Origin of the sequence: Akkermansia sp. KLE1798 (assembly GCF_001580195.1) — a bacterium.
Lineage (GTDB): Bacteria > Verrucomicrobiota > Verrucomicrobiia > Verrucomicrobiales > Akkermansiaceae > Akkermansia > Akkermansia biwaensis.
In genome coordinates this window covers 105,855-118,760 of sequence record NZ_KQ971099.1, presented here as the reverse complement: position 1 = coordinate 118,760, position 12,906 = coordinate 105,855, and the positions used below count along the sequence as shown (strand labels likewise).

The following is a 12,906-nucleotide window of genomic DNA, read 5'->3' as shown; positions in this document are numbered from 1 at the left end:
TTCAATATCTTTTAAAAACAATAACATCCTCTTTACATCATGGGAGGGAATAGAGCTTGCATTACTCCAGTTCAGAAAAAGACCCCTTGAAACGGAAAGTTTCCCGCCGCCCGCCATCCCCAGGTCAGGCGGAAGCCATGAGCCGCGCCCGCACCTGCCCTCCGCAACATTGACACACATTGTTTTCCGGCTATAAATCAGGCATGCACGGAGGATGCCCCGACCATATCCCCACTGCGGAAGAACTCCTGGCGCGCAAGCTCAAGCCCGGGGAACGGATTCTATGGAAAAGCCGTCCCGCAGACCGGTACTGGACTTTTCCCGTCGCCAGGCGAATGTTCTTCGGCATCATTCTTCTGGTCTATCCGTGGTGCTTTATTCTGGCAGTCCGGAAAGACGCTGGCCATTTTTGGGAAGGAGAGCTTCCCGGTTCCCTGCTTTATTTTTCCCTCGCAGGGGTTATCGCCGGCGGCATTCCGGCCATGCTGGCCCTGGCCGGCGGCGTGAGGCTGCTTTCCGCTCCCTGGCGGGAACGGACAAGCCGGCGCAACAGCCTTTATGTGCTGACGGACCGCCGCCTGATCGCCATTACCGGAGAAGCAGCCCTGTTTTTCAAAGGATGCAGCATTTATACCCGTTCCTTCCACAAACTCAGAAACGTGCGGCTGCATCCGGCCAGGAACGGCGCCGGAGACATTATTCTGGAATATGGCGGGAAGAAAAAAGTTATACTCAGGGAAGCGGCTCGCCCGCAGGAAGCCGTGGATATCCTGAAACGGCTCGGAAAGAGACAATCCTCTGCGGAACAGGAAAAATAAACATCCCTGGACGCCCGCGCCGGGGGAGGATTACTCCCCGCCCCGCCGCATCAGGACAAATTCGCGCCGCGTGGTGCGCACCACGCGCCACAGCAGCAGCACGGCCGCCACGGTAAGGCCGACGATGAACCCTATCCAGACGCCTCGCGCGCCCATGGCCGGGACAATCCAGTCGGTCCGGGCAAGAATGTAGCACACGGGGAATCCCACCATCCAGTACGACACGAAGGTGATGATGGAAATGGAAGCGGTATCCCGGAATCCCCTCAGCACCCCGACGGAAAGCACCTGGAGGCAGTCCGGGAGCTGGTAGGCGGCCGCCAGGATCAGCAGGACGGAGGCCGTGCTGACAATCAGTTCCGAATCGTTATACAGATGCACGATCTGTTCGCGGAAAAGGATGATGCCGCCTATCGTGCACAGGCAGATGCTGAGCACCAGCACATAGGCGGAGAGAATGGCGGACCGGGTCCCGGCCACATTTTTTTTGCCGTGATGGTAGGCCACGCGGATGGAAGCCGCCAGCCCCACGGACAGGGGCAGCATGAAAACCAGGCCGCCCACGTTCCCGGCTATCTGGTGGCTGGCCACCTGCGTCTTGCCCAGGGGAGCCAGCACCAGCGCGGCGGCGCAGAAGAGCATCACCTCGCACAGCTGGGAAATGCCGATCGGCACGCCCAGCCGCACCAGATGCGTAATGACGGAAGGCGTGGGACGCCGCCAGGAAACGATGTGCCTGCGGTACGGGCGGTGCTTGGGGTTGAAATACACCAGCAGAAACATCAGCAGGAATTCAATGTAGAAGATGACGGCGGTGGCCGCGCCGCAGCCCGCGCCACCCATGCAGGGGAATCCGTACATGCCGAAGACGAACATATAGTTCAGCGGAATGTTGAGCAGCAGGCCGCATATCCCTACGTACATGGCGGGCCGAGTCATGTTGGAGCCTTCGTTCAGGCTCTTGAGAGCCACGAATCCCAGGTTGGCGGGCAGTCCCCACATGATGGCGAACATGTAGGCGGAGGCCATCTCGCACATGGCGGCGTCATCCGATATCCAGCCGAACACGTTCCTCAGGGCATAAATGACCGGCATGGAAACCAGGCTGAGCATCAGCGCCAGCCACAGGCCGTGGTTGGTCATGTAGCCCACGCGGCTTTCATGGCTCTTGCCGCGCATGTTGGCGATCACGGGGCCGATGATCATCAGCACGCCGCAGGCGAAGAGGGTCACGGGCAAATATACGGAAGACCCCAGCGCCACGGCGGCCATGTCCGTCACGCCGGCCCTCCCGGCCACAATGGCGTCCACGCACCCCATGCCCACAATGGATAGGTTCACCACCAGCACCGGAAGCGCCAGCGGAATCAGTTTTTTCATCTCCTGCAAATTCCACGTTCTTTTCATCGTCTCTTCCTTATAAAAAATCATTTTCCTTCCACATTCCGGGCATCCCGGCAGACAGATCGGGCCGGAAGTGGAGACTCCGGCCCGATTCCACAAAAATTATAAACCTGTCCGGGGCCTCCTGCCCCGTCCGGGCATTCAGCGGTTCAGCACCACCTGGGCGCAGCGCTCGGCCACCTGGCGGAATGCCGCGGAAACCGGATTCTGCTCCGGGTCTTCCAACGCTACGGGGCGGCCTTCGTCCCCGCCGGAACGGGTGGCCATGTCCAGGGGAATTTTGCCGAGAAGAGGCACGCCCAGCTTGGCGGCCTCCCGCTCGCCGCCGCCTTCGCCAAAGATATGGTAAATCTTGCCGTCGGAAGGGCACTGGAAATAGCTCATGTTCTCCACCACGCCCAGAATGGGGGTTTCCACCCGTTCAAAGAGGCCGATCGCCTTGCGGGCGTCGATCAGGGCCACCTCCTGCGGAGTAGTGACCACGACCACGCCGTCCAGTTCAGCCGTCTGGACGATGGTGAGCTGAATGTCCCCTGTGCCCGGAGGCAGGTCCAGAATCAGGAAATCCACGTCCCCCCATTCCACGTTGCGCAGGAACTGCTGGACGTAACGCGTAGCCAGCGGGCCGCGAACCGCCACGGGATCGGCTTCATTGATCAGCAGCCCCATGGAAAGAAGCTTCACCCCGTGGGCCGTGACGGGCAGGAATTCGTCGTTCTCATTGGCGCCGGGCCTTTCCTTGGTGCCGAACATCAGGGCCATGGAAGGACCGTAAATGTCCAGGTCCACGAGCCCTACGGAATATCCCAGCCTGCTCAGGGCCACCGCCAGGTTGGCGGAAACGGTGGACTTGCCCACGCCGCCCTTGCCGGACGCCACGGCGATCACGTGCTTTGCGCCGGGAACGGAGGACTTCCAGGAGGAGGGGTCGTCGTTGATGCCCTTGCGGGCTTCCGGAGCCTTGTGTTCGATGTTTACGTCGCAATGCTTCACGCCGGGCAGGTGCTTCATCACGCCATGAACGCCTTCAAAAATATAACGGGGAATGTCCGCATTCTTGCTTTCCACCACCAGATCGATCGTGACGTTATTCTCGGCGTCAATGTCGATCTTCTTCACGAGGCCGAACGATACGATGTCGCGGCTGAAACCCGGGAATTTAACCGTGGTCAGCGCGGCCCGTATCAGCTCCGGAGTCAATTCCTGTTGTGTCGTCATGTGTCTGAAATACTAATGGTTGCAATAAACATATCGTCTCCGGGACGCAATAGGCGCCGGAATACAGAAAGGGAACGGCAAAAACCGGGGAGCAAAAGTACTCCCTTTTTTATTTTTGACAACGCCTAATTCAGACAAAATGATTTTTGTCTGTCGGCCTGCCTCTCCGCCCGGGGGCATCAAAAAATACGGGACAGAAACTGTCCCGCACGGTTGAAAGAAAAGAAAGAGCCTTTATTCCCCCTGCTGCTTCATCGTCTCCCGGATGTCCTGGAGAGCGGCAATGAAGTCGTCAAGGATCTCCGCAGGCACCATGATCCGGTCCCTGTTGGAACTCACCTTTTCCGTAATACGCACCACTTTGCCGCGCGCATTCTGCTTGAGATCAAGAAAGAACGTCTTGCGTTCGGCAATGATTTTTTCTGTACAAATGATATCGTCCTCCACGGCTGTAATCTTCCTCCGGTTGAATGAGGCTTTCAGAATAAAACTTCCCTCCCGGCCGGTCAATGTTTTATTTGCCCCCTGGCAGATGCGGCCGCCGGGCGGAAACTGGGAAAATACCGCCATTTCCTCCATCCGCACTTCCGCATTCATTTTCCGGAAAGACCGGCTGACTATAAAAACGGCTGGGCTTGCGCCTCCAACCCGATTGACTTAAAAGAACAAATGAGTTACAGGATAGAATCATGGACCAGCACAGGAAAGAAGGCAACCGAGGTTCCAGCCTGTTTCTGAAGATCATCTCATTCGACCTGTTTTTCCAGGGCAGCGAATACGGCATGAGCAAATGCATTGCCAGCTATCTCCTTTTCGCGTACCTGTTCTTCGGGGGCGTGTTCCTGCTCATTCCCAGAACATTGCGTCTTGATGAAACTTTCCTGTTGATTATTTCGCTGTCGGTACTGGTGTTCATGGTGTGTTTTTTCAATTGGTTCCTCGTGTACAAAAAATCACGGGGGTTGTTTTTCACCCTCTACCTCCTTCCGCTCATGGGGATAGCCATCTCCATGAGCCTGACGGCGCTTCCTGCCGGCTTACGGCCTAAATTCATTCCCAATGCCGGACAGCCCCCGGAAAGGAAATTTTTCCGGCTTCCCGATCCCGAACAGGGAATCCTCCTGCCGCCCATGGGAAGCAGGAAAGAAAAGGAGGCGTTAAGGAGAAGTAAAACAGAAAAAACGCCTCCTCCCTTTTACTCCCTGCCCGTGCCTTGCAGCGAGGGCATCCGCACATTTACGCCCGAACAGGCCGCCGAAAGCGTTTCCTCCATCAATCCCGGATGGACAGGGCTTGTAACTTCCTCCCAACCGGAAGTCTATATGGAAGCAGTCCAACCTCCCGCACTGTGCAGGGAAACGAGAAGAGACCTGGAAGACGGTGAACGGCCGCCGTACGCCCACCAGTGGGACATTGCGTGCGAGCGGGACGGGAACATGCACGCCCTGTCCCTGTTTGCCAAAAAGGACCGCCAGCAATGGTACATGGACATCCAGGGCAGGATGGTGCCGTGCACCCTGACGCGGGGTACTGTCGAACAGGGATGCTCCAGCATTATTGTTTTCTCTGATGCCCTGAAAAACTGGTTTCACGGATGCGAGGAAGGAAGGCCGCTGCTGTTCATCAGTTATCATGCCGACGCCTGGTATGCGGATTTGTACTTCAGTATCAAGGATGGCAAACTGCTGTACCACGGTTCCGAATATGTTTCCGAAACGGGGGCGGCATCCATGTAACCCACCGTAGCGGCAGCGTTCCGCACGCCAACTAACCTGCTTCGTCCTCCGGAGCTTGCGGGGTACGGCATCGGCGGGGACTTGCGTAGCTGCTTCAACATCAACTCGAATATCCGGTCTTTTCAACCCTGATCGGCCCTCATCACTACGCAAAAGCATCCCTCAGAAGCCGCCCTGACCACGAAAAGGCATTATAACGTCACTATTCTTGGACAGGTGAAACCGGACAGCGTGAAATCGAAATCCGACTTGAATTGACACAGGAAGGCATTCCCGCTTATGGTGGTGTGGAGATTGATCTTGAAGCTGCGGGAACATATCTTTTTATACCAACTTAACCAGTAAACCATCATGAAAATATCATCTATGGTAACTATGTTCCTGGGAATTTTTATGATCTTATCATGTTGTGATCATTCCGCCAATTCAACCTCCATCCAGCATTCGTCTGTTAAGGATATTCTGGAAGAGCGAAAACAGGAAGGCTGGAAATTTTCAGAAACTTTAGGTGAGCCGGGCCCCTATCTGTTTTATGTGTGGATATCTTCTTCCGGCTCTATATCAAACGCATTCTGGACTCATGAAGGAAAGCAGGAAACAAAGCAATATTCCGTTGCGCCTGATCAAGAACTTCAAATTTTAACTTTTCAAAAGAAAAACAGTGATACTTTTTGCATCATTCTTGAACGGAAGAAAAGTTAAATTACTTCAACATATAAAACCGGATCAAAATTCAACAAATTTAACTCCTGTTCAATTGGAAAATAGTACTCATGGAGATGCAGGAGCCACGAACGATGTAGTTTTAAATTGGATGGTAGATGAAGCTGCCAGAACAGATGTAAAAATGCAACCAGTAGAGAGAAATTGGGTTATCAAATGAAATGGGGTTACCTTATTATATATCCTTGTTGTTTAGTCATTGGAAAAATTCTTATCAAAGATAGTGATTTGGAGGCACGGCTTCTCTTTTCGTATATAATTTACATTCTTTCTTTATTTTCAATGTCATTAGGATTTTTTCTGGTATTTAGAAAAAATAATAATATATACGGATTTTCGTGGATTCTGATTTCGATTGTTTCTATTTTAGTTGCCGAGATGGATTTATAGCTTATGATTTTTATTAAAATTTTGGGACCTATATACTTGATTAACCATTCAGCAAACGACCTTTCCCTTTTACAACAAATCCGGTGCATGGAAAGGTAACCGGCAAGAATCGCACATTTGCCTCGAACAGCCTTGTTGTTACAAGGATTTCTCATCATATGGTTAATCAAGTAGATAGGTCCCGTATTTTTAACATGAATATTCATATTTATTGGTTTACATCAATATCAAATTTCTGAAGAAGGGAAAAGAAAGAGAAAAATGAAAAGGATATTTACTTGCCGTCCCGGTATTTCCATTTATCGCCTTCTTTTAGGGTTGACGCTTCTTCAGCAAGTCCATGCCGGGGTGAATTTGTTCTCCATGCCGTCTTCAAATAACAAGACGGTATGGGTGGAGATCAACCGGGAGGCGGTCAGCCATATCTGCAGCTACCGGCAGCTGGTGGAATGGTGTGAAACGGAACGGAGCCTGGACTTGGCCTCCCAGCTTTGGGAATTGAGTTTTATACGCGACTGCGGCGAGGAATTGATAGAGGCCTACAACCGCGATACTCTGCCTCCCCATTTATTACGGATGATGTTAAAATTGCCTCTTTGCCGGGATTATTTATGGATGGTCACGAGAAATCAACTGCCAGTCGTCCAGCGGGAATGGAAGTATTTGTCCACGTTCCCGGAATGGCCCGGCTCCTGCGGATGGCTTCCAGTTCTGATCATTCCATTCAACCAGGAACTTATCTTCCGCAATGGGCGGCAACAACCTGTAAGCCTGGGAAGCCGCCCGTATTTATGCGTGGTTGTCCAAGGAATAGCCTTGTTGGGCGAATACACCAGAAGGGATCAACATGGAACAAACAAACGGTACGGCATTTTTTCAACCGTTAACTGGACATTGATGTACGATGTTAACAATCATTGTTATGCAACTGAATTCCCATCTATTAGGCAAGTACTTCATTTTCAACCTGAAAGCCGTCCCCTGACCACGGAACAGACATCCCCTCCGCTTCATTACGATTGGCCCGCCATTCCTCCCTTTGAACTTCCAGAAAACATGCCCACGCCGGATGAAGTAAAATTTAAATGAATTTTATCAGGGGCATCCCTTCCTCTTCTGTCGGGATGCCAGCTTGCACTTCAACCAACACAAAACAGCTTCCAGCTCCCCGGAGGAAGCGCCGTTCATCAGCATTCCGCACGCCATCTGGCCTGCTCCGTTTTGTAGAGCTTGTAGATCACGGCATCCGCCAGGGCTTCCAGGCTGGCCTCAATGATGTTGTAGGAAACGCCTACCGTGGTCCAGGTGGCTACGCCGTCCGACGATTCAATGAGGACGCGAACGTTGGAGCCGGTGCCGTTTTCCTCCGCGGCATCCGGAATATTCGTCCGCGTGGGGGAAAGAACGCGCACCTTATAGTCAATCAGGTGCATCTGCTCCAGTTCCGGATACCAGCGCGTGAGGGCGCGCCGCAGGGCGCGGTCCAGCGCATGCACGGGACCAAAGCCGCCCGCGGCGGTATGTTCCACGTTGCCGTGCACGTCTATTTTAAGGGAGGCTTCCACCATCATGTCCGGGTCCATTTCATGGCGGGAGGTAAGAACGACGGTGCGCAGGATGTTGAAGTAGGGTTTCAGCGCCTTGTCCGGCATATGGCGCAGGAAGAGCAGTTCCGCACTGGCCGGGGCGGCCACGTAGTCGTACCCCAGGGCGGCGTTTTTCTTCACGGCGGCGGAAAGGACATCCAGCACCGGGTCTCCCTTTTCCAGTTCAAAGCCCAGCGTGCGGGAAAGGGAAAGAATGTTGCTTTTTCCCCCCTGCTCCGTCATCAGCACGCGCTGCGCGTTCCCTACCAGGGAAGGGTCCATGTGCTCGTAAAGGGCGGAGTCTTTCATGATGGCGCTCACGTGCACACCGCCCTTGTGGGCGAAGGCGGAGTTCCCGACAAAGGGCTGCCGCCGGAAGGGAGCCAGGTTGGACACTTCCGAAACAAAGGCCGCCGTGGATTTGAGGCGCGTCAGGGAAATCTCGCTCAGACAGGAAAAGCCGCCCATTTTCAGTTGAAGATTGGGTATCACGGAACACAAGTTGGCGTTCCCGCAGCGTTCCCCGATGCCGTTGACCGTGCCCTGTACCTGTACGGCGCCGTTCATGACGGCTGCCAGGCTGTTGGCCACGGCCAGCTCGCAGTCGTTGTGGGCGTGGATGCCCAGGACGGCGCCGGGCAGGCGTTCCTTCACCGTCCTGATGATGGAGCCTGTTTCCTCCGGCATCGTGCCGCCGTTGGTATCGCACAAAATGAGGCAGTCCGCGCCGTGTTCATGGGCGGCCTGAAGAACGCTGAGGGCGTATTCGGCGTCCCGCTTGAACCCGTCGAAAAAGTGTTCCGCGTCAAAGAAGACTTCCGTCAAATGCTTTTTGAGGAAGGCCACGGAGTCCCCGATGATTTCCAGATTGCGCTCCCTGGAGATGCCGAGCGCCACTTCCACGTGGCGGGGGCACGATTTGCCGAAGATGGTGGCCACCTGCGCTCCGCAGGATACCAGGGCGTTCAGGGTGGGGTCCGTCTCCGGCGTCCGCGCCGGATGGTGCGTGCTGCCGAACGCGGCCAGTTTGGCGTTCTTGAGCTCCACCTTCCGCATGGCCTTGAAGAATTCCGTCTCCACGGGGTTGGCGCCGGGCCAGCCTCCCTCAATGTAGTCCATACCCAGATAATCCAGCTGGCGGGCGATCCGGACCTTGTCCGTTGCGCTCAGGTTCACGTCTTCGCTTTGCGCTCCGTCGCGCAGCGTGGTGTCGTAGAGATGGATTTTGGTAGGCATCGCATTTCTTCATACATGCAAAGGGGCCAGCATTCAAGGGCGGTCCCGGCCTCCCGCCGTTTGCAGACACAAAAAGCGCGGAGCTTGAATGAAGGGAAGGCATTCATTAAAGTGAAACACATGTTCCGCATCCGCCTGTTCCGCGCTTTTCTTCCACTGATCCTTTCCGGCTTGGTTCCCTGCATTGCCGCGTCTCCGGCCCATCCCTTTCTGGATACTTCACGCCCCATCCGCTGGAGCGCCCTGGCAGCGGAGCGCCTGCAGCCGGACATGAAGGAAGCCATACGGCGCGCCCATGAAGCAGTGGATCGGATCTGCCGCACCGCTCCGGAAGAAATAACGTATGAAAATACGTTCGGCGCACTGGAAGAGGTCAATGTTTCCCTGACGGAGCCGATGGCCAAGGCATATGCCCTGAAAAGCCTGTGCGACAGCGATTCCATCCGGAAGGCCATGGATGAGGCCACCCCGCTCGCAGTCGCGTTCCATTCTTCCCTCACCAAAAACCAGTCCTTGTGGAATACCCTGAAAACCGCCCATGTCCGGCTGAGCGATGCGGTTGCGGACCCTGAAAGAAAACGTTACATGGAACTGTGCATGCAGAGTTTCCGGGACAACGGGGCGGACCTGCCGCCCGGAAAGCGAGCCAGGCTGGAAGTCATTGACAGGGAGCTGGCCCTGTGTGCCCAGCGTTTCAACAATCTGTACATGGACGCCCGGAAGAACTGGAGCTGGACGGTACGCGACGCCAACGCCCTGGACGGCCTGAGCCGAACAACGCTGCGACAGGCGGCGCAGGAATTCCGTTCCCGCCATCCCGGAGAACCCGGCCCCGGCTGGACGTTCACCCTGGATTCCGCCGCTGCCGGACGGGTGATGGAGAAGGTGCGGAGTGAAAAAATCCGCAAGGATTTGTGGGAACATCTTCAAACCCTGGCTACGCACAGCTACGACACGGAACCGGTCGTCAGGCAAATGCTTTCCCTGCGCAGCGAGAAAGCGCAGTTGTGCGGCTACAGGACATATTCCGATTATGCGCTGCAACAGAGCATGGCCGGAAACGGAGAAGAGGCCATGCGGTTCGTCAACGGACTTCTGGACAGGGTGAAGGAGCCGTTTTTCAGGGAAATGGAGTCCCTGCGCCAAGCCAAGGCACAGCTTACGGGGAATAAAGAGGCCCGCCTGCACCCCTGGGACACGGCTTACTACGCCAATCTCCAGGCGGAAGAGCGCTTCCACCTGGACCGGGAAGAACTGCGGCATTATTTCCCCCTTCCCCGCGTCATGGCCGGACTCTTTGGCGTGGCGGAACAATTGTACGGCATCCGCGTAACGGAGCTTCCTGTCCGGAAGCCATCGACCGGCATTTCCGGGCCGGAAAAAGGCGGAGAGGCGGAGGTCTGGAATCCGGACGTCCGCTTTTTCGCCATTGACGACGGCAAGGAAGAACGGCTGGGGTATTTTTACCTGGATATTTTCGCCCGCAGCAACAAGCGGGCCGGAGCGTGGATGTCACCGCTGGATGCAGGCGCACCGCCTGCGGACGGCAGGCCCGGCAAACCGCGCCTGGGAATGGTCTGCCTGAATGTGCAGAACCCCGCGGATGGGGAACCGGTTCTTCTTTCCCACAGGGAGGTCAGGATTCTTTTCCATGAATTCGGCCATCTGCTGCATCTGATGTTTTCCCGGGTTTCCATCCCTTCCCTGTCCGGCACCAACGTTCCGCGGGACTTCGTGGAAGTCCCCTCCCAGTTCATGGAAAACTGGTGTTCCCATCCTGATATTTTGAGAAGTTTCGCCCGGCATGAAAGAACGGGACAGCCCATCCCGGAAAACATGCTGCGCTCCCTGGAGGAATCCCGCGGCAACACGCCCGCCATCACGCTGGTTTCACAGCTTCTGTATGCGAAAACGGACCTGGCCGTCCACATGGAGCCGGAACGGTTGGCGGCAGGCTCCCTGGATGATGCGGATTCCATCGTGGCGGGAGACCTGGAGTATTTCAAGGATTGCAGGCAGGCCGGCAGGCTGAGGACGGCGCGCCATTTGTTCGCCTCTTCTTCCGGCTATGCCTCCTTTTATTTCTCCTACCGCTGGGCGGAGGTTCTGGACAAGGACATTTTCGAGGCTTTCGAACATTCGGGATTGCTGAACAGGGAAACCGCCGGAAAATTCCGGAAAGCCATCCTGGAAAAGGGATTCACGGTCCCACCCATGCAGCAGTTCACCGATTTCATGGGGAGAAAGCCGAACATGGACGCCATGCTCCGCAAAAGACGGCTGGCCTCCTGAATACAAGCGGAAAACCGCCATTCGCCGCTCTCTCTGTCATCATCACGGCAAGGAACAACATATTATACATTTGTTCAATTATTTTATTTATTCATTATAATAATGTTACGTATATTTCGCATAGGAGAGGACATATCTTTGCGTTGACTTTCGGCAAAAAAGAAGCAAAATTCGTGCGACTTGCCGCACTTTTCGGCAATCCAGTTTGTAAACAACCGCGTTCATTTATGTACAACAAGCCTTTGACGATTGCCGCCACAACCATTCTCCTGTGCTCTCCGGTAATAATTTTAAGTTCCTGTGAAAAAAAGGATGCCGGCGCCGGCCAACCGCAGGCTCTCGTTCCCGACGTGCAGGTAACCAAGCTGGTGACCGAAGACGTGCCGATCAAGGCGATATGGATAGGCAACCTGCGCGGCACGGAAGACGCGGAAATCCGCTCCCAGGTGACGGGCTACCTTCTTTCCAAGGACTACAAGGACGGCGCCTACGTCAAGAAGGGCCAGACGCTTTTCCAGATTGACCCGCGCCCCTTCCAGGCAACACTGGAACAGGCCCAGGGGCGCCTGGAGCAGTACGAAGCCACACTGAAGAAATACCAGCTGGACGTGGAACGCTATACGCCGCTGGTCAAGTCCGGGTCCGTCAGCCGCAAGCAGCTGGACGACGCCCTGCAGCAGGTTCAGGAAACGGAAGCCGCCATCGCCACGGCCAAGGCGCAGGTGGACCAGGCCAGGATCAACCTCAAGTTCACGACGATTACGGCCCCCATTTCCGGCCTGGCCGGTCTGGCGACTCCCTCCATCGGCAACCTGCTCACTCCCTCCAGCCCCACGCCGCTGACCACAATTTCCGCCATTGACCCCATCCGCGTGGACTTCAACCCCAGCGACAAGGATTTCCTGGACCTCAGTTCCCTGGATGAAAGTTCCAACGGTAAAAAGGGGTTCAAATTCAACGTCATCCTTCCCAACGGCACCCTTTACCCCCAGCAAGGCTACTCCGTGGCGGCCGACCGCAACGTGGACACCCAGACGGCCACCATCAACGTCGTCGGCCATATTCCCAACCCGAATCTGATCCTGCGTCCCGGCATGTTCGTCCGCATCCAGGCCACCGTGAAAACCTTGAAAAACGCCACGCTGGTTCCGCCACGCTCCATCCTGTCCACCCAGAGCGCCAAGTTCATCGTCTATCTGGACGACAAGAACATTCCCCACATGCAGGTGGTGCAGACCGGACCCGTCGTTGACGGCATGCAGGTGATCGACATTATTCCGATGCCCAATTCCACGTTCACGAAGGACAGCCCCATTGTGGTGGAAGGCATTCAGCAGGCCGCCAGATTGCAGGGACAAGCCCCTGTCAACCCGACTCCCTACAAGCATGTCGTCTCCCAGCCCGTCATGCCCTCCGTAGGCGCCCAGTCCTTTGAAAAGGCCAAAACTCCGGAAGGCATGCACCACGACAACGCCCAGCCGGCCTCCAAATAACATTCTTTCC

General features: G+C 55.4%; 11 protein-coding genes. 7 read left to right on the top strand and 4 right to left on the bottom strand.

Annotation, left to right across the window (positions count from 1 at the left end; translation table 11 throughout):
* Positions 1–203 precede the first annotated feature (203 nt).
* Entirely contained in the window at positions 204–818 is a 615-nt protein-coding gene (locus HMPREF3039_RS12640; protein ID WP_067572547.1) for a hypothetical protein, read from the top strand.
* A gap of 30 nt (positions 819–848) precedes the next feature.
* Here the strand turns inward: HMPREF3039_RS12640 and HMPREF3039_RS12635 are convergent, their stop codons facing one another.
* The 3 genes from HMPREF3039_RS12635 to HMPREF3039_RS14440 form a co-directional block, all read right to left on the bottom strand.
* Positions 849–2,198 carry an MATE family efflux transporter gene (locus HMPREF3039_RS12635; protein WP_197483331.1) on the bottom strand — a complete coding sequence of 450 codons (1,350 nt, stop codon included), beginning with the start codon at positions 2,196–2,198 and terminating at the stop codon, positions 849–851.
* 165 nt (positions 2,199–2,363) lie between these two features.
* A complete protein-coding gene (locus HMPREF3039_RS12630) occupies positions 2,364–3,440 on the bottom strand; it encodes an Mrp/NBP35 family ATP-binding protein (protein WP_067572545.1) in 1,077 nt (358 codons plus the stop codon).
* A 234-nt stretch (positions 3,441–3,674) separates the two neighbouring features.
* Entirely contained in the window at positions 3,675–4,037 is a 363-nt protein-coding gene (locus tag HMPREF3039_RS14440) for a hypothetical protein (protein WP_231863936.1), read from the bottom strand.
* A 92-nt stretch (positions 4,038–4,129) separates the two neighbouring features.
* Here HMPREF3039_RS14440 and HMPREF3039_RS12620 point away from each other — a divergent pair, with 92 nt between their 5' ends.
* The 4 genes from HMPREF3039_RS12620 (at position 4,130) to HMPREF3039_RS12610 (ending at position 7,378) form a co-directional block, all read left to right on the top strand.
* Complete coding sequence (locus tag HMPREF3039_RS12620; protein ID WP_067952180.1) at positions 4,130–5,176, top strand: hypothetical protein; 1,047 nt, start codon at positions 4,130–4,132, stop codon at positions 5,174–5,176.
* Positions 5,177–5,527: 351 nt separating this feature from the next.
* Positions 5,528–5,878 carry a hypothetical protein gene (locus tag HMPREF3039_RS12615; RefSeq protein WP_067952177.1) on the top strand — a complete coding sequence of 117 codons (351 nt, stop codon included), beginning with the start codon at positions 5,528–5,530 and terminating at the stop codon, positions 5,876–5,878.
* Positions 5,859–6,059: a hypothetical protein gene (locus tag HMPREF3039_RS13945; protein ID WP_147550191.1), complete on the top strand. Its 201-nt coding sequence runs from the start codon at positions 5,859–5,861 to the stop codon at positions 6,057–6,059. Before HMPREF3039_RS12615 ends, HMPREF3039_RS13945 begins: the two co-directional genes overlap by 20 nt.
* Positions 6,060–6,550: 491 nt before the next feature.
* The gene (locus HMPREF3039_RS12610; protein WP_067982766.1) at positions 6,551–7,378 is read left to right on the top strand and encodes a hypothetical protein; all 828 of its coding nucleotides are present in this window, start codon (positions 6,551–6,553) and stop codon (positions 7,376–7,378) included.
* A gap of 98 nt (positions 7,379–7,476) precedes the next feature.
* Here the strand turns inward: HMPREF3039_RS12610 and cimA are convergent, their stop codons facing one another.
* On the bottom strand, positions 7,477–9,111 hold the full coding sequence (gene cimA / locus HMPREF3039_RS12605; RefSeq protein ID WP_067572539.1) for a citramalate synthase: 1,635 nt from the start codon (positions 9,109–9,111) through the stop codon (positions 7,477–7,479).
* Positions 9,112–9,231: 120 nt separating this feature from the next.
* Here cimA and HMPREF3039_RS12600 point away from each other — a divergent pair, with 120 nt between their 5' ends.
* Together HMPREF3039_RS12600 and HMPREF3039_RS12595 are read left to right on the top strand one after the other, a co-directional pair.
* Complete coding sequence (locus HMPREF3039_RS12600; protein ID WP_167506813.1) at positions 9,232–11,403, top strand: M3 family metallopeptidase; 2,172 nt, start codon at positions 9,232–9,234, stop codon at positions 11,401–11,403.
* A gap of 227 nt (positions 11,404–11,630) precedes the next feature.
* Positions 11,631–12,896 carry an efflux RND transporter periplasmic adaptor subunit gene (locus HMPREF3039_RS12595; RefSeq protein ID WP_067572535.1) on the top strand — a complete coding sequence of 422 codons (1,266 nt, stop codon included), beginning with the start codon at positions 11,631–11,633 and terminating at the stop codon, positions 12,894–12,896.
* The last annotated feature ends 10 nt before the right edge of the window (positions 12,897–12,906 follow it).

Excerpts from the sequence above, each read along its gene's own strand:
- HMPREF3039_RS12630 (WP_067572545.1), bottom strand. The coding sequence starts at position 3,440 with ATGACGACACAACAGGAATTGACTCCGGAGCTGATACGGGCCGCGCTG.
- HMPREF3039_RS14440 (WP_231863936.1), bottom strand. The coding sequence starts at position 4,037 with ATGAATGCGGAAGTGCGGATGGAGGAAATGGCGGTATTTTCCCAGTTT.
- HMPREF3039_RS12640 (WP_067572547.1), top strand. The coding sequence starts at position 204 with ATGCACGGAGGATGCCCCGACCATATCCCCACTGCGGAAGAACTCCTG.
- HMPREF3039_RS12595 (WP_067572535.1), top strand. The coding sequence starts at position 11,631 with ATGTACAACAAGCCTTTGACGATTGCCGCCACAACCATTCTCCTGTGC.
- HMPREF3039_RS12600 (WP_167506813.1), top strand. The coding sequence starts at position 9,232 with ATGTTCCGCATCCGCCTGTTCCGCGCTTTTCTTCCACTGATCCTTTCC.
- HMPREF3039_RS12610 (WP_067982766.1), top strand. The coding sequence starts at position 6,551 with ATGAAAAGGATATTTACTTGCCGTCCCGGTATTTCCATTTATCGCCTT.
- HMPREF3039_RS12615 (WP_067952177.1), top strand. The coding sequence starts at position 5,528 with ATGAAAATATCATCTATGGTAACTATGTTCCTGGGAATTTTTATGATC.
- HMPREF3039_RS12635 (WP_197483331.1), bottom strand. The coding sequence starts at position 2,198 with ATGAAAAAACTGATTCCGCTGGCGCTTCCGGTGCTGGTGGTGAACCTA.
- cimA (WP_067572539.1), bottom strand. The coding sequence starts at position 9,111 with ATGCCTACCAAAATCCATCTCTACGACACCACGCTGCGCGACGGAGCG.
- HMPREF3039_RS12620 (WP_067952180.1), top strand. The coding sequence starts at position 4,130 with ATGGACCAGCACAGGAAAGAAGGCAACCGAGGTTCCAGCCTGTTTCTG.